Here is a 19,854-nt window from a genome sequence, read left to right as displayed (position 1 = left end):
AGTGAGGGGATTCGCTCATGTCCAGGCCCACCGTGAGGGCGGCGCTGATGGCGCTGCTGGGCACACTCGTGGCCGCGACGGCCGTCGTCGTCGCAGCTCCCACCGGCAGCGCCGCCGCCGCCCCGACCCGCATCATGGCGCTCGGCGACTCGATCACCGGCTCGCCCGGCTGCTGGCGGGCGACGCTGTGGAACCGGCTGCAGAGCACCGGCTACACCAACATCGACATGGTCGGCACGCTGCCGGCGCAGGGCTGCGGGGTCGCGCACGACGGCGACAACGAAGGCCACGGCGGTTTCCTGGCGACCAACGTGGCCAACCAGAACCAGCTCGTCGGCTGGCTGTCGGCGACCCTGCCCGACGTCGTGCTGATGCACTTCGGCACCAACGACGTGTGGTCCAACCTGCCCAACACGCAGATCCTGACGGCCTTCAGCAAGCTGGTCGACCAGATGCGGGCCAGCAACCCGGCCATGAAGATCCTGGTGGCGAAGATCATTCCGATGAACCCGTCCAGCTGCACCGAGTGTGCGGCGCGGGTGGTGTCGTTCAACAACGCCATCCCGTCCTGGGCGGCGGGCAAGACCACCGCGCAGTCGCCGATCACCGTCGTCGACCAGTGGACCGGCTTCAGCACGGCCACCGACACCTACGACGGCGTGCACCCCAACGCGGCCGGCGACCAGAAGATGTCGGACCGCTGGTACCCGGCGCTGACCGCGGCGCTCAGCGGCGTGACGCCGTCGAACCCGCCGTCCCCGTCGGCGTCGGCGTCCCCGTCGGCCTCGCCGAGGCCGTCGGCCCCGCCCTCGCCGTCGGTGTCGCCGAGCCCGTCGCGCCCGCCGTCGCCGTCCCCGTCGGGCGGCACGAGCAGGTCCTGCTCGGTGACGTACGTGATCATCGGGCAGTGGCCGGGCGGCTTCCAGGGTGAGCTCCGGGTTGTCAACAACGGCACGGTGCCGATCAGCGGCTGGTCGGTGCGGTTCACCTTCCCCAACGGCCAGGTGATCTCGCAGAGCTGGAACGGGCAGTACACCCAGAGCGGCTCGACCGTGACCGCGCTCAACGTCAGCTGGAACGGCCTGCTGTCGCCCGGCGCGGGCACGGCGACCGGCTTCCTCGCCAGTTACCAGGGCACCAACGGCACCCCGGTGCCGGTCTGCACCGCGCTCTGATAAAAAGGACAAAAAGGGCGTACCCGTACTGCGGGTGCGCCCTTTTCCCGCACCGTCGCCGACGCCTGCGGCCGTGTCGGCAGCCGCCCGCGGCAACGTGGTACAACTGGGGGTCGTGAATCGGCGGATCATGTCCGGAGATTCGGGCGAATGCGGCCGGCCTGTGCCGGCTGTCGCTTTTGTGGCCGGCGGCGGAGGGGAGGCCTCGGTGGCTCAGCAGCCGCTGGGCGATGCTCGCGTGCCATCGCGCGACCGCGTCCTCACCATCCCCAATCTGATCAGCTTCGCCCGCCTGCTCGGCGTGCCGATCTTCCTCTACCTCTTCCTGGTCGCCGACGAGGTCGGCTGGGCCGTGGTCGTGCTCGGCCTGGGCGGCACCACCGACTGGATCGACGGCTACCTGGCCCGCCGGCTCGGCCAGGTGAGCCGGGTCGGCGAGCTGCTGGACCCGGCCGCCGACCGCCTCTACATCCTGGCCACGCTGCTCGCGTTCACCGTGCGCGACATCGTGCCCTGGCAGTTCACGGTCGCGCTGCTGGCCCGCGACGTGCTGCTGATGCTGACCTTCCCGGTGCTGCGCAAGCTCGGCTACGGCCCGCTGCCGGTGCACTACCTCGGCAAGACGGCCACCTTCATCCTGCTGATGGGCTTCCCGGTCCTGCTGCTGGCCTGGGCCGTGCCGACGGGCGCGGTGCACGACATCGCCTACGCCAGCGGCTGGGCGCTGTGCTGGTGGGGCATCGTGCTGTACTGGATCGCGGGCATCTTCTACCTGGTGCAGTTCGCCGCCGTGGTGCGCCGTTCCCGCGAGGTGGCGGCATGAGCGAGCGCAGTGAGCGCAGCGGCGGGCTCCGCGATGCCGCCGGCGAGCGCGGCGAGGATAGGGCATGAGCACCGGCCCCGATCGGGAGCCGGAGCGGCCGGTGTCGACGCCGCCGTCGGGGCAGCGGGTCTGGCAGACGGACATGCTGACCGACCTGTTCCAGGACCCGCTCGACGGCGGATACACCGATGCCGCTCGCGCCCGCCGTGAGCGCGGCCCGCTGCCGTCGGCGACGCGGTGGACGCGCCGCGGGTTCACCGTGGTCGCCTGCGTGGTCATCGGCGTGCTGCTCGCGGTGGCCTACCTGCAGGTCGTCGCGCGGGCGCCGGCCCGGGCCACCACCCGCACCGAACTGATCAAGGACATCAACCGGCGCACCACGGACACCGACAAGCTCGACCAGCGCGCCGAGAGCCTCCAGGACGAGGTCAACGGGCTGCGGGAGCAGGCGCTGGACGACACCGCCATCGGCCGCCTGCGCGAGCTGGAGGCCGCGACGGGGCTGCGCAAGGTCTCCGGCGACGGCGTGGTGGTCACCCTCTCCGACGGGCCCAACGCGGGCACCGAGCGGCTGGCCCGAATCCTCGACCTGGACCTGCAGCTGGTGACGAACGCGCTGTGGGCGTCGGGCGCCGAGGCGATCTCGGTCAACGGCCGCCGGCTGACCTCGGTGACGCCGATCCGCACCGCCGGTTCGGCGATCCTGATCGGCAACGCGCACATCATCGGCCCGTACCAGGTGGCCGCGATCGGGCCGTCCGACATGGCGGACAAGTTCAACGACACCGGGACCGCGGACACCTACCGCAAGCTGCGCGACGACAAACGTCTGGAGCTCGGCTTCGACGTCGACGAAAAGAACGACCTGGAGCTGCCGGCGGCGGTGATGCCGCGGCTGCAGTTCGCCCACGTGCCGCAGCCGTCGCCCTCGGGCACACCGAAACCCTCAACCTCGCCCTCGGGAGGTGGCAAGTGATCGCAGTACTGGCGTTGATCGCCGGAGTGGTGCTGGGCGTCGTGCTCAACCCCACCGTCCCGGACGCGCTGCAGCCCTACCTGCCGATCGCCGTCGTGGCCGCGCTGGACGCGGTCTTCGGCGGCGTGCGCGCCAAGCTCGACGGGATCTTCGACGACAAGCAGTTCGTGATCTCGTTCGTCTCCAACGTCCTGGTCGCGGGCTTCATCGTGTACCTCGGTGACAAGCTGGGGGTGGGCGTCCAGTTGTCCACCGGCGTGGTCGTCGTCCTCGGCGTGCGGATCTTCGGCAACGTGGCGGCGATCCGGCGCCGGTTGTTCAAGGCGTAGGTGCAGCGGTGAGCGACGAGAAGACGCAACCAATCGGCCCCGGGCCGGGCGACGAGCCGACCGTGCCCCTGGCGGGCGAGGCCGGCGACACTCCCACCGCCAAGATCCCGGAGGCCGGGACCTCGGCGGGCAGGTCAGCCAAGCCCTCGACAGGCAGGTCAGCCAAGCCCGCGGCGGACAAGGCGGTGGTCGACGAGTCCCCGGCGGCCGAGATCTCCGACCCCGCGGTGCCGGGCGCGGCGCACGAGGCCGGCTCCGCGGTGTCGGGTGACCAGGCTCCCGCCGAGCGGCCCGAGCCGGATACGGACTCCCCGAGCGACGGCGTGCGCAAGCGGATCAGCGGCGCGGGCGCCCTGATCGGCCTGCTGCTGGTGCTGCTCGGCTTCACGCTGGCGGTCCAGCTCAAGAGCAACTCGGCGGACGAGGGCTACAACTCGCTGCGCGAGGAGGACCTCTACGTCATCCTCGCCGACCTCGACTCGCGCGCGGACCGGCTGCGCCAGGACATCGCCGAGCTCGAGGCGACCCGCCGCGAGCTCGCCTCGGGCGCGTCCAGCCGGGAGCAGGTCCTCAAGGAGGCCCAGGAGCGCGCCGACGACATCGGCATCCTGGCGGGCACGCTCAAGGCCCAGGGCACGGGCATCACGCTGCGTTTCTCCGACGGCGCCGGGCCGATCACCGCGAACCACCTGCTCAACGCGGTGCAGGAGCTGCGCGGGGCGGGGGCCGAGGCGATCCAGGTCGACGGGAACGGCGGTTCCGTGCGGGTGATCGCGTCGACCCACTTCGTCGACGTGGGCGGTGGTGGCATCGAGGTCGACGGCGTACGCCTGACCGGGCCGTACACGGTGACCGCGATCGGCCCGGAAGACCTGAACAAGGCCATGGAGTTCCGCGGCGGGGTGGTTGACGACGTGACCGGCGACGGCGGTAACGTGATCGTCAGTGATCCGCATCCGGTCGACATCACCGCGGTGCGGGGCACGCCGAACCTGGAGTACGCGAAGCCCGTCTCCTGACGGGCAGAGGCCACACGACGGCCTGGAGCGAAAGGGCACGACCGTGATTCCTGAGGACCTGAAGTACACCGCCGAGCATGAGTGGGTCACCACGAAGGGCGGGTCGGTCCGGGTCGGTATCACCCACTTCGCGCAGGACGCGCTGGGCGACATCGTGTACGTGCAGCTGCCGGAGACCGGCCAGGTCGTCGCGGCGGGCGAGTCCTTCGGCGAGGTCGAGTCCACCAAGAGCGTGTCGGAGATCTACGCCCCGCTCAGCGGCACGGTGACCGCGCGCAACGAGACCCTCGTCGACTCGCCCGACCTCATCAACACCGACCCCTACGGCGAGGGCTGGCTCGTCGAAATCGAGATCGCCGATCCGTCCGCGCTGGATGCGCTTCTCGACGCGGCAGCGTACCGTGAGCTGACCCAGAGCTGAACCTTCATTCAGGGGCGTGAATCGGGACCAGCGAGTCCGGTTGACCCTTCATTTCCAGGGTCGCTAGGCTCGCCCCCTAAGCTCGCCGCTGACGTCGAGTAACGCCCTACCCGGTGCCCATAGCAGTTCCACGGATACGTGGCCGATATGACCGTGAGGTGGTCCGATGACGCGACCAGACGACGAGTTCCCCCAGCTCGACGTCACGTCGACCCTGCACCTCGGCTCCTTGGAGGAGGCGCTGGAAGGGCCGGAGTCTGACGTAGTCCCGGGGCGGGTCTCGGGACAGCTGCCGCCGGGCATGGCCCTGCTGGTGGTGCGTCGTGGCCCGAACGCGGGCGCCCGATTCCTGCTCGACCACGATGTGACGACCAGTGGCCGTCATCCCGACAGCGACATCTTCCTCGACGACGTGACGGTCTCGCGCCGGCACGCCGAGTTCCACCGGGACGGGTCCACCTTCACCGTGCGCGACGTGGGCAGCCTCAACGGCACGTACGTCAACCGGGAGCGGGTCGAGTCGGCCACGCTCAACAACGGCGACGAGGTGCAGGTCGGCAAGTTCCGCCTGCTTTACGTGGCCGGCCCGCGCGCCGAGGAGGCATGACAGCTGCGGTGCCGGCGTCGGCCGGCGGCGGGAACGGGGCGGCGCGGGCACAGGCGCTGATGAGCATCGGCGAGGTGCTCGGGCTGCTGCGTTCCGACTTTCCGGACATCACCATCTCGAAGTTGCGGTTCCTCGAGACGGAGGGTCTGGTGGAGCCGCAGCGGACGTCGTCCGGCTACCGCAAATACAGCCGCGACGATGTAGCGCGGCTGCGATTCATCCTTGCCGCGCAGCGTGACCAGTATCTGCCCCTGCGCGTCATCCGCGAGCAGTTGTCCGAAGGCGCCCACCTGACCCAGGTGCGCCCGACCCTGGTCGCGGTCGGCGACGACCACCGGCCCGAGGCCGTGGCGGAGCCCGTCGACGAGCGCCTGCGCCGCCAGGAGCTGTGCCACCGCGCCGGGATCACCGAGGCGCTGCTGGCCGACCTGGAGCGGCACGGGCTGGTCACCGCCCGGGCAGGGGAGTGGTTCGACGGCGACGCCCTGGCGGTCGCCGAGGTGGCCGGCCAGCTCGCCGAGTACGGCGTCGAGCCCCGGCACCTGCGCGCGTACCGGGTCGCGGCGGACCGGGAGGCCGGACTCTACGCACAGCTGGTGGCCCCGCTGATGCGCCAGCAGGACCCCACGGCCCGCGCGCGGGCGGCCGAGGCGATGCGTGAGCTGACCGTTCTGTCGCAGCGCCTGCACGTGGCGCTGCTGCGTTCCGGGCTCAACGACGCGCTCGGCGGCTGACGGCGGTCGTACGAGCCGAGGGTGCACGTGGGCGTGTAGCGTGCAGTAGAAGAGGCTGAGAGGCAGTGTCACAAGGTTCGCCGCGAGGCGGACCCGAAGGACACCGGCCCCAGGCAGACGCGACGGAGGCGAGACGGTGCGCGAGCTGAGCGTGATCGGGGTAAGGGTCGAACTGCCCACCAACCAGCCGATCGTCCTGCTGCGTGAGGTGGAGGGGGACCGCTACCTGCCGATCTGGATCGGCGCGGTGGAGGCGACGGCGATCGCCTACGAGCAGCAGGGCGTGAAGCCGGCCCGGCCGCTCACCCACGATCTTCTCCGGGACCTGCTGCAGGCGCTGTCGGCGCCGCTGAAGGCCGTGGAGATCGTCGAACTGAAGGACAGCATCTTCTACGCCGACCTGCTCATCGGCGACTCGGTGCGGGTGTCCGCGCGGCCCAGTGACGCGATCGCCCTGGCGTTGCGGGTGGGCGCCCCGGTGCGCTGTGCCGAGAAGGTCCTCGACGAGGCCGGCATCATCATCCCGGACGAGCAGGAGGACGAGGTCGAGAAGTTCCGGGAGTTCCTGGAGCAGGTCCGGCCGGAGGACTTCGCGAGCTAGCGGGCACCGCTAACGACCCAGTCACTGAAAAGTGACGCTCCGGGACTCGAATGTGGCGTGTCGCAGCGTTGCCTCCCCGCCGGTCGGCACCATCCGCTATAGGCTGGCCAGGTCGACACTCGGCGGGAGGTAGTCGCATGAACCAGCTCCATGATCCGCAGTCGCCTGGCAGTGACCCAGGTCGTCCCGGCGGTGCGGCCGCGTTGCGCGGCGGCGTGGCGGAGGATGCCGACTCGGACGTGCAGGGCGGTTCGCTCGGCTATCGGGGCGTTACGGCCTGCCACGCGGTCGGCATCAGCTACCGGCAGCTGGACTACTGGGCCCGCACCGGGCTGGTGGTGCCGAGCATCCGGGACGCGTCCGGCTCGGGCACCCAGCGGCTCTACTCGTTCCGCGACCTGGTCGTGCTGAAGGTGGTCAAACGCCTGCTGGACGCCGGGGTGTCGCTGCAGAACATCCGCCGCGCCATCGAGACGCTGCGCGCTTACGATGCCGACGACCTGGCCACCATCACGCTCATCTCCGACGGCACCTCGGTGTACGACTGCCGCTCGCCGGAGGAGGTCGTGGACCTGCTGCAGGGCGGGCAGGGCGTGTTCGGCATAGCCATCGGCGGCGCGTTCAAGGAGATCCAGGGCTCGCTGTCGCACCTGCCCGCCGAACGCGGCACCGAGGTCGAGGAGGCGACGGTCACCCCGTTCGCGCCGGCCGTGCTGCCACTCGGCGTCACCGACGAGCTGGCCGCGCGCCGGGCCCGCCGCCGCGCGGGCTGAGGTCGCGGCCCACCGGGGGACCCCCGGGTGACCGGCGTCACCGCCGGGCGGTAAGAAATCACCATGCTGGTGCACATCGACGCGCGCCGCCGTTGGCTGTGGACGGCCGCTGCCGCCGTGGCGGGGTACGCCCTGCTGACCGTCGCGGTCGAGGCCACCTGGCCCCCGCTGGTCGAGCAGGATGCCGTCGTCAGCGCGGCCGCGCACCGGCTCGCGCTGGAGTATCCGATGTGGCGGGCGGTGATGGCCGCGGTCACCCGCACCGGTGACACCGTGGTGCTGCTGTCGGTGCTCGCATTCACGCTCGGGCTCCTGCTGCGCCGCCGGCTGCTGGCGCAGCTGGCTTTCGTGTGCGCCGCCGTGGTGGCCAGCGCGGCGCTGCGCCTGACCGTGCACGCGCTCGTGGCCCGGCGCCGGCCCGACGACATGCTGGCCTGGGCGGCCGGCTGGTCCTATCCGTCCGGACACACCAGCCACTTCGCGACCGCGGCGTTGCTGCTGCTCGTGCTGGTCTGGCCCCGGCTGCGGGCACGCTGGCAGCGGCTCGGGCTGGTGGCGGTGGTCGGCGGCTGGGCGGTGCTGGTGGGGGCGAGCCGGGTGGCGCTGGTGGTCCACTGGCCCTCCGATGTGCTCGGCGGGTGGCTGGTCGCGCTGGTCGGCGTACCGCTCGCGATCGTGACTCACGCAACGTGGCGCAATCATTCCCGTCCGTAATCTTACATTGCCGGGCATTTATATCCGCTGCCAGTCTGGTCACCCGAACGGTCCGCAGCGGGCCGTCAGAACGCGAGGGGTGGCACCGATGGCACGACGCTGGCTGGTGACGGGATGCTCGACCGGGCTGGGCCGGGCGCTGGTGGAGCGGCTGGCGCGGGCGGGTGAGCGGGTGGTGGCCACCGCCCGCCGGCCCGAGACGCTGGCCGACCTGGCCGACCGGCACCCGGACACGGTGCTCGTGCAGGCTCTGGACGTGTGTGACCCGGTCGCCTGTGCGGCCGTGGTGGACGCCGCGGCGCAGCGCTTCGGCGGCGTCGACGTGCTCGTCAACAACGCCGGATACGGGCAGTGCGGCGCGGTGGAGGAGGTCTCCGACGGCGAGCTGGAGGCGCAGTTCGCGACCAACGTCTTCGGGCCGTGGCGGCTGGCCCGCCTCGTGCTGCCGCTGTGGCGGGCGCAGGGCGGCGGGCACGCGGTGTTCGTCTCCTCGGTCGCCGGCGCGGTGCCGTTCCCGGGACTGGCGGCGTACACGACGAGCAAGTTCGCGCTGGAGGGCCTGGCCGAGTCACTGGCGCAGGAGTCCGCGCACCTGGGGGTGAAGGTCACCATCGTGCAACCCGGCGGCTTCAGCACCCTGTACGGCACGTCGGCGGCCCTGCCCAGGCAGCGCGTGGACGCCTACGCGCCGGTCGCCGGACCGATGATCGCCGGGCTGCGGGCGATGCACGGCAACCCGGAGCTCAACCCGCCGGAGCTGTTCGCCGAGGCGGTGCACCGCCTGGCCGGGCTCGCCGAGCCGCCGCTGCGGCTGCCGATCGGCGAGGACGCCGGGCAGTTCCTCACCATGGCCCTGGCTGCCCGCATGAAGGAGTTCGAGGACGTCACCGCGGCCCGGCTGCACGTCTCCGCGGGCCTTTGAGCCGGGCGAAGCCCGTCGTCGTCAGGTCGCCAGCTTCGAGATCAATACCATCTCACAGCTGTCGGTCGGCGAGTTCCCGCAGCTCGGACAGGGTTCGGTCCAGCCAGCCTTCGGCCTTAGACTCCGCGCCGCGCCAGGCGGGTTTCGCGATCAGATGGAACCGGAGACGGGCGATCAGGGCGATGGCGTCGATCCACGGCTCGGCTGCCAGGTCCGCAGGGGTGACCGGCCGCAGTTCGGTGTAGCCGGCGAGGAAGTGCTCCCAGTTCTTCACACCGAAGGGGAAGTCCGACGCGGTGTGGCCCTTCCCGGCGAGGTCGAAGTCGAACACCACGAGATCAGGTTCGGCGTCAGTTCCGTCGACGACCAGGACGTTGTCCATGGTCGCATCGCCGTGACAGACACCCCAGGTCGGCGGGTTGTCCGTCAACCCGATGCGGGCTGCGGCGGCGATCCGCGTCACCGAGTCCCGGTCGGCCCCCGACAGCAGCGGGACCACCTGAGCCAGGGGCTCCTCCAGCATCGTGGCCAGATCACGGGGTCGGCGGCGGTGCGTGGAGACGAACGAGTCGCCCGAGGCATGGATCCGGGCCATCAGGCGCCCGTGCGCCCGGTGCAGACCGGGAGCGAATGGCGGTTCAGGACGGCGCCCGGCGATCTGCTCCAGCAGAACGAGCGGACGAGGCCCCTCCGGGGCCTGCCACACCCCACTCATCGCGCCGTCTATACGCCGCGTCACCGGCGCGACCGGTATGCCCTCATCGGCCAGATGCGTGATCAGGTCGCATTCCCACGCGACCTCCTCCGGAGTTCGCCAGCCATGCCGGTAGACCTTCAGGATGTGGCCCGGGTCCACCCGGTAGACGTCGTTGGCCAGGGACCGGTGCAGCACCACCTGCCCGACCGGCACACCCCACTCCCGCTCGACCAACCTGCCGAGGACCTCGGGGCGGGCAAGAGACCGCAGCACGTCAGACATGCGTCCAGTATCCGAGTTGCGACAACCGCATTCCGGGCGGCGTTTCTCCGCCGGCCCGCACGACCCACTCGGTATCGGTCAGGTCCGCCCGAGCGGCGGGTATCTGCTCCACGGGGACACCACATCGTGACCAAACCAGACCCGCACCAGGCCAGCCTTAGGAAGCACGACCTAGTCGCGCAGGGCGTCCTCGACGCCGGTCTCGTGGCGGCCCAGGAACACCGGGTCGCGGCCGGTGACCACGTCCAGCATGGCCTTGACGCAGGCGCCCTGCTCGCGGACGACCGCCTTGGTCCAGAAGGTGCCGAAGCGCCGGGCGGTGTCGTCGCCCACCCCGGTGGCCTCGATGCCGGCGTCGCGGCACAGCGCCACGGCCCGGTCGATGTGGTAGCTCTGCGTGATCACGATCAGCTGCCGCACCCCGAACACGCGGACGGCCCGCTGGCAGGAGTCGTACGTGTCGAACCCGGCGTGGTCGGCGACCACCTTGCGGTCCGGCACGCCGCGTTCGATCAGCCACTGGCGCATGGCGTCCGGCTCGTCGTAGGTCCACCGGCCGTGGTCGCCGGAGACCAGCACCGCGCGCACCTTGCCGGTTTCGTAGAGGCGGCGCGCGATGTCCAGCCGCGCCTCCAGGAATCCGGAGGGCGAGCCGTTGTCGTGCACCTGCGCGCCCAGCACCAGGGCGACCGGGGCCTCGGGTACGTCGTCGATCGCGTACACGTGCCCGGAGGCCTGCCAGCGCACCCAGCCGATGCTGCCCACGAGCGCCAGCAGGGCGGCGAGCACGCTCAGCAGCACGACGCGGCGGGTGACCCGCCACCAGCGCCGGCGACCGCGTGCGGGAGTCCGGGCGTCGGCCGGGCCGGGCTCCGCCGCGGCGTCCTCGGGCGCGGACTCGGGTTGCTCCTGGTCGGACGTCATGCGCCGCATCATCGCGTACCCCCGCCACGCCGCGCCACCCGCGCCCGGGGAGGGTAGGGCGATTCGCGGCTCTTGTGGTGATAAGGCCGCTATGGTGAGTCAGGACGGAACCTAGCCACGGGGGGCAGGTATGACCGCGGCCGCGGTGCTCACCACGGCGCTCGCGCAGCGGCGCGAGCGGCCCGGTGTGGACCTGGCCGGGTCTGCTCCGGACCTGGTGGCAGCGGCCGCGGCGATGGCCCGGCGGTTCCGGGCGGGCGGCGTGCTGCACGCCTTCGGGCACGACGACGCCGACGCCCATCACATCGCGGTCGAATTCGTGCACCCGGTGATCGTCGGCAAACGCGCCCTGCCCGCGATCGCCCACCGCGCGGACCGCGCCGCCTTCCGGCTAAGCCACGCGGCGCCGGGCGACCTCGCGCTGGCCGTGTGCGACGCACCGGCGCGACGGGACGGCGAGCCGCCGCGTGGTGCGGTATCTGCTGCGCTCTGCAGTTTCGGGGAAACTGCGCTCAAGCGATCGGCCGAAGGCGCAGATTCCCCGAAACTGCAGGACGAGAAGCGGCCGGACGAGAAGCGGCCGGGCGAGGCGGGGCCGGTCGCCGCGGCACTGGCCGCTGCGGGCGAGCGCGGGCTGCTCACGGTGGCGCTGGCCGGGCGGTTCTGGGCCGGGCCGCCGGTGGACCACCTGCTCACCCTGCCCGCCGACGACCCGCTCGTGCTGCGCGAGCTGCAGGTCTCGGCATACCACCTGCTCTGGGAACTGACCCACGCGCTGCTGGAACACGGCCCGGACGGGCCCACGCCATGAGGCACGCCCTTCCGGCGGAGCTGCGGGCCGTGGGCGACCGGGCCGGCGAGTCCTGTGTGACCTGCTCGGACACCGCCGTCCCGGCGACCGTGGTGCTGCTGCTGGCCGGCGGGCTGGCGCTGGCCGACGCGGGCGCGGGGCCGGAGGAGATCAGTGTCGCGCTGGTGAGCGCGCGGCCCGGTGACACGGTGCTGGTGCACGCCGGCGAGGCCATCCGGGTGCTGCCGGAGGTGGCCGGGTGAGCACTGCCGGCCGGGCCGCCCCGGCGCACCTGGGCGCCCTGTACCCGTTCCTGTACGCCCAACCGGCGCCGACCGTGGACGCGTTAACGGCGGAACTGGTCGTCTCCACCGCGGGCAAGCTGCGCGAGGCCGCGCTGCTGCGCGCCCAGGTGCTCACCGAGCAGGGCGAGGCGCTGGCGGCCTGCGCCCGGGACCTGGCGGTCGCGCTGGACACGGGCGGGCGGCTGTTCGCGTTCGGCAACGGCGGCAGCGCGACCGACGCCCAGGCCTGCGCCGACCTGTTCGCGGCCCCGCCGGCCGGCTACGGCGCGCCTTCGCTTTCGGCGTACGCGCTCAGCGCCGACGTGGCCGTGCTCAGCGCGCTGGCCAACGACGTCGGCGTGGAGGCGGTGTTCGCCCGCCAGGTGGCCGCGCACGCCCGGCCCGGTGACGTGGCCGTGGGTTTCTCGACCAGCGGGAACTCGCCGAACCTGATCGCCGGGTTCGACCGGGCGCGCCGCTGCGGGATGGTCACCGTCGGGTTCAGCGGGGGCGGCGGGGGACGGCTGGCCGAGCCGGGCGTCGTCGACCACCTATTCGTCGTGCGGTCGCCGTCGGTGCACCGCATCCAGGAAGCGCAGACCACCGCCTGCCACGTGCTGTGGGAGCTGACCGTGGCGGAGTTGGGGGTGGTCGGCGCGGACAGCCGCCCGTCGGCGGCACAGGGGGTGTTCGCAGATGACCGCAACACAGGCGCAGCCTGCGCAGGCCGATGAGCAGCCGATCCACATTCTCTGGATCAACGCCGGGCTCAGCTGCGACGGCGACTCGGTCGCGCTGACCGCCGCGACCCAGCCCAGCATCGAGGAGATCGCGCTCGGCGCGCTGCCGGGCCTGCCGAAGATCGCGGTGCACTGGCCGCTGATCGACTTCGAGTGCGGGCCCGAGGGCGGCGCAGACGACTTCATGGCCTGGTTCCACAAGGCTGACCGGGGCGAGTTGGAGCCCTTCGTTCTCGTCGTCGAGGGTTCGATTCCGAACGAGTCGATCAAGGAGGAGGGCTACTGGGCCGCCTTCGGCACTGACCCGGCCACCGGGCAGCCGATCACGACCAGCGAGTGGCTGGACCGGCTCGCGCCCAAGGCCCTCGCGGTGCTCGCGGTGGGCACCTGCGCCACGTACGGCGGCATCCATGCCATGTCGGGCAACCCGACCGGGGCCATGGGCGTGCCCGACTACCTGGGCTGGGACTGGCGCTCGACCGCGGGCATCCCGATCGTGTGCGTGCCGGGCTGCCCGATCCAGCCGGACAACCTCGCCGAGACCATCACCTACCTGCTCTACCAGGCGGCCGGGCAGGCGCCGATGATCCCGCTGGACGACAAGCTGCGCCCGCAGTGGCTGTTCGGGATGACCGTGCACGAGGGCTGCGACCGGGGCGGCTACTACGAGCAGGGCCAGTTCGCCACGCACTACGGCACGCCCGAGTGCATCGTGAAGATCGGCTGCTGGGGGCCGGTCGTCAAGTGCAACGTGCCCAAACGCGGCTGGATGAACGGCATCGGCGGCTGCCCCAACGTCGGCGGCATCTGCATCGGCTGCACCATGCCGGGCTTCCCGGACAAGTTCATGCCGTTCATGGACGAGCCGCCCGGCGCGACCGTCTCCTCGGCCGGCAGCGGCGTTTACGGCGCGATGATCCGCCGCCTGCGCAACATCACCGGCAAGACCGTGGACAAGGAGCCCAAGTGGCGCCACCGCGGCACCGAACTCACCACCGGCTACCACCGCTGACCAGCGGCAGGGAGCCCGCACCGGCGGGCGACCCGTGACACAGCCTGACCAGAAAGGCGTGACAACGAGCATGGCGACGCAGGCGGCCGCGGAGGGCCTAGTCGAGATGTCGTGGGATCCGATCACCCGGATCGTCGGCAGCCTCGGCATCTACACAAAGATCGACTGGAAGGCGAAGCGGGTCGTCGAGTGCTACAGCACCTCGTCGGTGTTCCGCGGGTACAGCATCTTCATGAAGGGCAAAGACCCGCGCGACGCCCACTTCATCACCAGCCGGATCTGCGGCATCTGCGGGGATAACCACGCCACCTGCTCGATCTACAACCAGAATATGGCGTACGGCGTGCAGCCGCCGCACCTGGGCGAGTGGATCGTCAACCTCGGCGAGGCCGCCGAGTTCATGTTCGACCACAACATCTTCCAGGAGAACCTCGTCGGGGTCGACTACTGCGAGCGCATGGTCCGGGAGACCAACCCGAGTGTGTGGGAGAAGGCCAAGAACACGCCCGCGCCGCACGCCGCCCAGCACGGCTACAAGACCATCGCCGAGATCATGAGCTCGCTGAACCCGCTGGAGGGCGAGTTCTACCGCGAGGCGCTGCAGGTCAGCCGGTCTACCCGAGAGATGTTCTGCCTGATGGAGGGCAGGCACGTGCACCCGTCCACGCTGTATCCGGGCGGCGTCGGCACGGTCGCCACGGTGCAGCTGTTCACCGACTACCTGTCCCGGCTGATGCGCTACGTCGAGTTCATGAAGCGGGTCGTGCCCATGCACGACGACCTGTTCGACTTCTTCTACGACGCGCTGCCCGGCTACGAGGAGGTCGGCCGGCGGCGGGTGCTGCTGGGCTGCTGGGGCGCGTTCAACGACCCCGACCACTGCGACTTCTCCTACGGGCGGATGAGCGAGTGGGGCAAGAAGATGTTCGTGACGCCGGGCGTCATCGTCGACGGCAAACTGATCACGAACGACCTGGTCGACATCAACCTCGGCATCCGCATCCTGCTCGGCAGCTCCTACTACGACGACTGGCAGGGCCAGGAGGTCTTCGTCAAGCGGGACCCGCTGGGCAACCCGGTCGACGTGCGCCACCCGTGGAACCAGCACACCCTGCCCCGGCCGCAGAAGCGCGACTTCGACGGGGCGTACTCGTGGGTCATGTCGCCGCGCTGGTTCGACGGCAGCGACCACCTGGCCCTGGACACCGGCGGCGGCCCGATCGCCCGGCTCTGGTCCACCGCGCTGTCCGGCCTGGTCGACATCGGCTACGTCCGGGCGACCGGGCACAGCGTCGTGATCAACCTACCGAAGACGCTGACCAAGCCGGAAGCCACCTTCGAGTGGAAGATCCCGAAGTGGAGCAACGCGCTGGAGCGCAACCGCGCCCGCACCTACTTCCAGGCGTACGCGGCCGCGGTCGCGCTGCACGCCTGCGAGAAGGCGCTGGGTGAGGTACGGGCCGGGCGCACCCAGACCTGGGAGCCGTTCAAGGTGCCCAAGGACGCCAACAGCGTCGGCTTCACCGAGGCCGTGCGCGGAGTGCTGTCGCACCACATGGTCATCCGCGACGGGAAGATCGCCAACTACCACCCATACCCGCCGACGCCGTGGAACGGCAGCGTGCGCGACCGCTTCGGGACGCCCGGCCCCTACGAGGACGCGGTGCAGAACACCCCGATCTTCGAGGAGAACTCGCAGGAGAACTTCAAGGGCATCGACATCATGCGCGCGGTGCGCAGCTTCGACCCGTGCCTGCCCTGCGGCGTGCACATGTACACCGGCAACGGTTCGGTGCTCAAGAAGCTGCACACCCCGCACGCCTTCGCCTCCGGTGCGGTGTGATCCCCATGAGCGAGCGGAGCGAGCGAATCATGGGCACAGGGTGCCTCATGACGACGCCGGAGGCGGCGGCATGAGTGACCAGCACATGGACCGAGTTCTGGTATTGGACCCGCACACGGTGGGCGTACGCGTCGAAGGACTGCTCGGGGAGGTGGAGAGCGCGGGCGGCCCGGTGGCCCGCGCCGCCGCCGACGGGGTGGTCCGCGAGCTGCTGCACCTCAACGAGGCCGGGCTGGCCCGGCTGCTCGACGGCCTGGTCACCGTGCCCGGCGTCACCGAGGAACTGCGCGTGCTCGCCGAGGACGAGCTGGTCGGCGGCCTGCTGGCGCTGTACGGCCTGCACCCGGTCCCGATCGAGGAACGGGTGCTGGTCGCGCTGGACCGGGCCCGTAGGCGGCTCGGCCGCGAGTTCACCCTGGTCGACATCGACGCCGCGGGCACTGCGCGCATCGCGACCGCTGGGGGTGGCTGCGGCAGCGGCTGCGGCAGCACCGCCGAGCCGGTGAGCGACACGGTCTCCCGGCTGGTGCAGCAGGCCGCGCCGGAGATCGTCGAGGTGGTGCTGGAGGAGGCCGCGCCGGAGCCGAAGCTGCTGCAGATCGGCCACCGGCCGAAGGCGCCGACCGGCGCGCCCGTATGACCGCGCGCCGCGATCCGATCACGCGCCCGGCGGCTCGTCACCCCGCCGGGCGCCGTGAGCACCGGTCATGACCGCCGGTCTGCGGCGGTATCTGACCGCGCCCGCGCCGCCTGCCGCCGCTGCGCCGGCGGCGCAGGAACGCTGTGAACTGTGCGCGGCCGCCATTCCGGCTGACCATGACCATCTGGCGGACCTGTCGGGCCGGTCGCTGCCGTGCGTGTGCCGGCCGTGCTACCTGCTGTTCGTGCCCGCGGACCCGCCGTCGGGGTCCGCTGCGCACCAGGAGCAGGGGCCGCGCCGCTTCGCCGCGGTGCCGCGCGAGCACCTGGCGCTGCCGGACTTCCCGCTGTCCGACCTGGACTGGGCCGCGCTGGACGTGCCGGTTCGGCTGACGTTCGTGATCGTCGACAGCGCGCTCGGACGGCCGGTGGCGCTGTACCCGAGCCCGGCCGGGGCGACCGAGTCGCAGCTGCCGCCCGAGGCGTGGGTGAAAGTGCTGGCCCGGCACCCGTACACGGCGCAACTGCCGGCCGACGTGGTGGCGCTGCTGCTGCACCGGTCCCCGGACGGCCCCGAGGCGTACGTGGTGCCGGTCGACGTCTGCTACCGCCTGGTCGGCCTCGTGCGTCTGCACTGGCGCGGCTTCGACGGCGGCGAGCAGGCCTGGGCGGCCATCGAGGGCTGGCTGACCCAGGTGCGCGAGAACGCCCAGGAACAGGTGCGCGAGCACGCCGGCACGCCCGTGGGGTCGGCGCATGGCTGAGCTGACGTTCGCCTGCGTGGACGCGCAGGCGCTGCCGTGGGCCGCCGGGCCGACGCTGCGCTTCCGGCTGCGGATCACCGCGCCGGAGGGGGTGCGCGTGCACGCGCTCGTGCTCAGCTGCCAGCTGCGCATCGACCCGCGCGCCCGCACCTACTCCGACGCCGAGGCGCCGGGCCTGGACTACGTGTTCGGTGCGCCCGCGCGCTGGGCGACCAGCATGCAGGCGCTGCACTTCGCCACCGTCGGCGTGACCGTGCCCGGGTTCACCGGCACGACCGAATTCGACCTCATGGTGCCGTGCACGTACGACCTCGAACCCGGGCTGGGCAAGTATCTGCACGCGCTCGCCGAGGGCACGGTCCCGATGACGTTCCTGTTCAGCGGCACGCTGTTCGAGGCGCCGGCGGGCGGGGCCGGGGTGCAGGTGGGGCGGGTGCCGTGGGACCGGGAGGCGGCGTACGCGCTGCCGGTGGCCGTCTGGCGCGAGCTGATGGACCTGTACTTCCCGGACACGGCGTGGCTGCGGCTGCGCCGGGACACCGTCGACGCGCTGCTGCGCCACCAGGCCCGCCACGCCGTGCCCACGGCCGACGAGCTGCTGACAACCCTGCTGGCGGCACAGGCCGCGGCCGAGGACGACCCGTCGAAGGAGGACGGCCTGTGCCCGACACCGCGCTGAGCGACCCGTTCGAGCAGGCCCGCGCGGTCGCCGACGCGGTGCTCTACGAGGGCTACCTGCTCTACCCGTATCGCGCCTCCGCCGCGAAGAACCAGCTGCGCTGGCAGTTCGGCGTGCTGGTGCCGCCCGCGTACGCCGACGACGCGCTCGGCGAGTACACCTGGTGCCAGACCCAGCTGCTGGCCGAGCCGCGCCCCGGCGCACGCCTGCACTGGCGGCTGCGCTTCCTGCAGGCCCAGTCCCGCACCGTCGAGACCGACTCCGCCGACGGCTGGCACCCGGTCCCGTCCGCCGAGGTCGACGGCGTCGTCCACCTTCCCTTCGACGAGACCGTCGAGCAGTCCGTCGACCTCGTCCTCACCCCCGCCGACCTGGTCGGCGCTCCCGACCACCGGCACACCTTCGACATCCCCGGCAGCACCGACACCGAGCAGCTCTGCCCATCCGTCCGAGTCCACCGCGAACGCCACCCCCTCCACGGCGAACTGCGCCTGCACGCCCAACTACTTCCCGGCCCCTACGGCGTCCTCCGCCTGACCGCGACCGTCACCAACCACACCGAGGCAAGGAAGGGCATCGTCGGCTCGCGTCAGCCGGAGCGGGCGAGCGGGCTGGACCGGCCGGAGGCGCTGCGCCACTCGCTGATCGCGGCGCACAGCGTGTTCGCGTTGACCGCGGGCAACTTCGTGTCCCTGCTCGACCCGCCGGAGTGGGCGAAGACCGCGGTGCAGGAGTGCCGCAACGTGCGCACCTGGCCGGTCATGCTGGGCCCGGAGGGCAGCCGCGAGGTGATGCTGTCCGCGCCGGTGATCCTGTACGACCACCCGGTGGTCGCCCCCGAGAGCCCCGGCGACATGTTCGACGCCCTGGAGATCGACGAGCTGCTCGTGCTGCGCACGCTCACCCTCACCGACGAGGAGAAGCGCCAGGTGCGGGCCACCGATCCGCGCGGCGGCGCGCTGCTGGGCCGGGCCGAGACGCTGCCGCCGGAGGTGTTCGAGCGGCTGCACGGGGCGATCCGGCAGCTGCGCCCGGTGCCCGCGGCCGAGCCGGTCGATGTGTTCGGCACCGATCGACCGTGGTGGGACCCGGGCGCGGACTCCTCCGTCGACCCGTCGACCGACACCGTGGTCATCGACGGAATACCGGTCGGGCAGGGGAGCCGGGTGCGCCTGCACCCGGGCGGCCGCCGCAGCGACGCCCAGGACATGTTCCTCGTCGACCGGGTCGCCACCGTGCAGGCGGTGCTGCTCGACGTGGACGGCTCGACGCACCTGGCCGTGACGCTGGACGACGATCCGGCGGCAGATCTGCAGATCCTGCAGGGCCGGTTCCGCTACTTCGCCCCTGAGGAGGTCACGGTGGTGTCCGCGAACGAGCGGACGACTGCGGCCGGGGCCGCATCGGCGAGGAGCGAGGAGCGGGCATGACCGTACGGCGCAAGGTGCTGGTCGCCGGGCTGGGGAACATCTTCCTCGGCGACGACGGGTTCGGTGTCGAGGTGGCCTCGCGGCTGCTGGCCGGGCCGTGCCCGACCTGGCTGCGGGTGGCCGACTACGGCATCCGCGGCGTCCATCTGGCGTACGACCTGATGGCCGGTTACGACGCGACCATCCTGATCGACGTCGACTGCCGGGGTGACGCGCCGGGCACGGTGCGGCTGCTGGAGATCAGCGCGGCCGACCGGGCGGCCGGGCGGGCCGACGACGGCCCGGTGCTGCTCGACCCGCACGGCATGCAGCCGCAGCGCGTGCTGGACCTGCTCGACAGCTGCGGCAGCGCCCCCGGCCGGGTGCTGCTGGTCGGCTGCGAGCCGGCCGATCTGAGCGAGCGGATGGGGCTGAGCCCGCCGGTCGAGGCCGCCGTGGAGCCCGCGATGGCGCTGGTGCGGCAGTTGTGGGAGGCGGGGCAGGCGGCGCTGACCGGCGCGCTGCCGTTGCCGGCGGGGCTGCTCGCCGCGCCGCCGGTCGAAGAGGATCGAGAGACAGGGGTACGGGTATGACGGTCAAGAAGATGATGGCGGGGCTGGTGCTGGCCGGCGTAGCGGCGGTGCTGGTGCGGACGTTTCCGGACGTGAAGCGGTATCTCAAGATCCGCAGTATGTGA

General features: G+C 71.7%; 25 protein-coding genes. 23 read left to right on the top strand and 2 right to left on the bottom strand.

Annotation, left to right across the window (positions count from 1 at the left end; genetic code table 11):
• Nucleotides 1-17 precede the first annotated feature (17 nt).
• From F9C41_RS38785 to F9C41_RS38730, 12 genes are all read left to right on the top strand, one after another.
• Nucleotides 18-1,175 carry a cellulose binding domain-containing protein gene (locus tag F9C41_RS38785; RefSeq protein ID WP_155391837.1) on the top strand — a complete coding sequence of 386 codons (1,158 nt, stop codon included), beginning with the start codon at nt 18-20 and terminating at the stop codon, nt 1,173-1,175.
• A 208-nt stretch (nt 1,176-1,383) separates the two neighbouring features.
• A complete protein-coding gene (locus F9C41_RS38780; protein WP_407924780.1) occupies nt 1,384-1,998 on the top strand; it encodes a CDP-alcohol phosphatidyltransferase family protein in 615 nt (204 codons plus the stop codon).
• A 64-nt stretch (nt 1,999-2,062) separates the two neighbouring features.
• On the top strand, nt 2,063-2,974 hold the full coding sequence (locus F9C41_RS38775; protein WP_155391835.1) for a DUF881 domain-containing protein: 912 nt from the start codon (nt 2,063-2,065) through the stop codon (nt 2,972-2,974).
• Nucleotides 2,971-3,303, top strand: a complete 333-nt coding sequence (locus F9C41_RS38770) for a small basic family protein (protein ID WP_155391834.1) — start codon at nt 2,971-2,973, stop codon at nt 3,301-3,303. The genes F9C41_RS38775 and F9C41_RS38770 overlap by 4 nt, the downstream gene beginning before the upstream one ends.
• A gap of 8 nt (nt 3,304-3,311) precedes the next feature.
• Nucleotides 3,312-4,322, top strand: coding sequence for a DUF881 domain-containing protein (locus F9C41_RS38765; RefSeq protein WP_155391833.1), 1,011 nt, complete (start codon nt 3,312-3,314; stop codon nt 4,320-4,322).
• A 43-nt stretch (nt 4,323-4,365) separates the two neighbouring features.
• Nucleotides 4,366-4,743 (top strand): glycine cleavage system protein GcvH, encoded by a 378-nt coding sequence (gcvH, locus tag F9C41_RS38760; RefSeq protein WP_120315526.1) that lies wholly within the window; start codon nt 4,366-4,368, stop codon nt 4,741-4,743.
• 166 nt (nt 4,744-4,909) lie between these two features.
• A complete protein-coding gene (locus tag F9C41_RS38755) occupies nt 4,910-5,350 on the top strand; it encodes an FHA domain-containing protein (RefSeq protein ID WP_120315525.1) in 441 nt (146 codons plus the stop codon).
• Complete coding sequence (ftsR, locus tag F9C41_RS38750; protein WP_230690341.1) at nt 5,347-6,084, top strand: transcriptional regulator FtsR; 738 nt, start codon at nt 5,347-5,349, stop codon at nt 6,082-6,084. The genes F9C41_RS38755 and ftsR overlap by 4 nt, the downstream gene beginning before the upstream one ends.
• A 136-nt stretch (nt 6,085-6,220) precedes the next feature.
• Nucleotides 6,221-6,685, top strand: coding sequence for a bifunctional nuclease family protein (locus F9C41_RS38745; protein ID WP_120315524.1), 465 nt, complete (start codon nt 6,221-6,223; stop codon nt 6,683-6,685).
• Between the two features lie 137 nt (nt 6,686-6,822).
• Nucleotides 6,823-7,458 carry a MerR family transcriptional regulator gene (locus tag F9C41_RS38740; protein ID WP_230690340.1) on the top strand — a complete coding sequence of 212 codons (636 nt, stop codon included), beginning with the start codon at nt 6,823-6,825 and terminating at the stop codon, nt 7,456-7,458.
• A 63-nt stretch (nt 7,459-7,521) separates the two neighbouring features.
• Nucleotides 7,522-8,172 carry a phosphatase PAP2 family protein gene (locus tag F9C41_RS38735; protein ID WP_155391832.1) on the top strand — a complete coding sequence of 217 codons (651 nt, stop codon included), beginning with the start codon at nt 7,522-7,524 and terminating at the stop codon, nt 8,170-8,172.
• A gap of 88 nt (nt 8,173-8,260) precedes the next feature.
• On the top strand, nt 8,261-9,094 hold the full coding sequence (locus F9C41_RS38730) for an SDR family NAD(P)-dependent oxidoreductase (RefSeq protein WP_155391831.1): 834 nt from the start codon (nt 8,261-8,263) through the stop codon (nt 9,092-9,094).
• A gap of 52 nt (nt 9,095-9,146) precedes the next feature.
• Here the strand turns inward: F9C41_RS38730 and F9C41_RS38725 are convergent, their stop codons facing one another.
• Nucleotides 9,147-10,073 (bottom strand): phosphotransferase enzyme family protein, encoded by a 927-nt coding sequence (locus tag F9C41_RS38725; RefSeq protein WP_155391830.1) that lies wholly within the window; start codon nt 10,071-10,073, stop codon nt 9,147-9,149.
• Nucleotides 10,074-10,244: 171 nt separating this feature from the next.
• Nucleotides 10,245-10,997, bottom strand: a complete 753-nt coding sequence (locus tag F9C41_RS38720) for a SanA/YdcF family protein (RefSeq protein WP_155391829.1) — start codon at nt 10,995-10,997, stop codon at nt 10,245-10,247.
• Between the two features lie 130 nt (nt 10,998-11,127).
• On the opposite strand from F9C41_RS38720, the gene F9C41_RS38715 reads away from it, so the two are divergent.
• From F9C41_RS38715 to F9C41_RS42255, 11 genes are all read left to right on the top strand, one after another.
• Nucleotides 11,128-11,808 carry a phosphoheptose isomerase family protein gene (locus F9C41_RS38715; protein ID WP_155391828.1) on the top strand — a complete coding sequence of 227 codons (681 nt, stop codon included), beginning with the start codon at nt 11,128-11,130 and terminating at the stop codon, nt 11,806-11,808.
• Entirely contained in the window at nt 11,805-12,050 is a 246-nt protein-coding gene (locus F9C41_RS38710) for a HypC/HybG/HupF family hydrogenase formation chaperone (RefSeq protein ID WP_155391827.1), read from the top strand. Before F9C41_RS38715 ends, F9C41_RS38710 begins: the two co-directional genes overlap by 4 nt.
• The gene (locus F9C41_RS38705) at nt 12,047-12,805 is read left to right on the top strand and encodes a D-sedoheptulose-7-phosphate isomerase (RefSeq protein WP_230690339.1); all 759 of its coding nucleotides are present in this window, start codon (nt 12,047-12,049) and stop codon (nt 12,803-12,805) included. Before F9C41_RS38710 ends, F9C41_RS38705 begins: the two co-directional genes overlap by 4 nt.
• On the top strand, nt 12,768-13,823 hold the full coding sequence (locus tag F9C41_RS38700) for an NADH-quinone oxidoreductase subunit B family protein (RefSeq protein ID WP_155391826.1): 1,056 nt from the start codon (nt 12,768-12,770) through the stop codon (nt 13,821-13,823). Before F9C41_RS38705 ends, F9C41_RS38700 begins: the two co-directional genes overlap by 38 nt.
• A 70-nt stretch (nt 13,824-13,893) precedes the next feature.
• Nucleotides 13,894-15,666, top strand: coding sequence for a nickel-dependent hydrogenase large subunit (locus F9C41_RS38695; protein WP_155391825.1), 1,773 nt, complete (start codon nt 13,894-13,896; stop codon nt 15,664-15,666).
• 70 nt (nt 15,667-15,736) lie between these two features.
• A complete protein-coding gene (locus F9C41_RS38690) occupies nt 15,737-16,306 on the top strand; it encodes a hypothetical protein (protein ID WP_155391824.1) in 570 nt (189 codons plus the stop codon).
• 67 nt (nt 16,307-16,373) lie between these two features.
• The gene (locus F9C41_RS38685; protein ID WP_155391823.1) at nt 16,374-17,069 is read left to right on the top strand and encodes a DUF5947 family protein; all 696 of its coding nucleotides are present in this window, start codon (nt 16,374-16,376) and stop codon (nt 17,067-17,069) included.
• A complete protein-coding gene (locus tag F9C41_RS38680; protein WP_155391822.1) occupies nt 17,062-17,748 on the top strand; it encodes a DUF6084 family protein in 687 nt (228 codons plus the stop codon). The genes F9C41_RS38685 and F9C41_RS38680 overlap by 8 nt, the downstream gene beginning before the upstream one ends.
• Complete coding sequence (locus tag F9C41_RS38675) at nt 17,730-19,178, top strand: hypothetical protein (RefSeq protein ID WP_230690338.1); 1,449 nt, start codon at nt 17,730-17,732, stop codon at nt 19,176-19,178. The genes F9C41_RS38680 and F9C41_RS38675 overlap by 19 nt, the downstream gene beginning before the upstream one ends.
• Nucleotides 19,175-19,750 carry a hydrogenase maturation protease gene (locus tag F9C41_RS38670; protein WP_155391821.1) on the top strand — a complete coding sequence of 192 codons (576 nt, stop codon included), beginning with the start codon at nt 19,175-19,177 and terminating at the stop codon, nt 19,748-19,750. The genes F9C41_RS38675 and F9C41_RS38670 overlap by 4 nt, the downstream gene beginning before the upstream one ends.
• Nucleotides 19,747-19,854, top strand: coding sequence for a DUF6893 family small protein (locus tag F9C41_RS42255; protein ID WP_407924779.1), 108 nt, complete (start codon nt 19,747-19,749; stop codon nt 19,852-19,854). The genes F9C41_RS38670 and F9C41_RS42255 overlap by 4 nt, the downstream gene beginning before the upstream one ends.

Origin of the sequence: Catellatospora paridis (genome assembly GCF_009720365.1) — a bacterium.
Taxonomy (GTDB): Bacteria; Actinomycetota; Actinomycetes; order Mycobacteriales; family Micromonosporaceae; genus Catellatospora; species Catellatospora paridis.
Note: the sequence above shows the minus strand (reverse complement) of the source record. Positions and strands in the feature narration are given on the sequence as shown.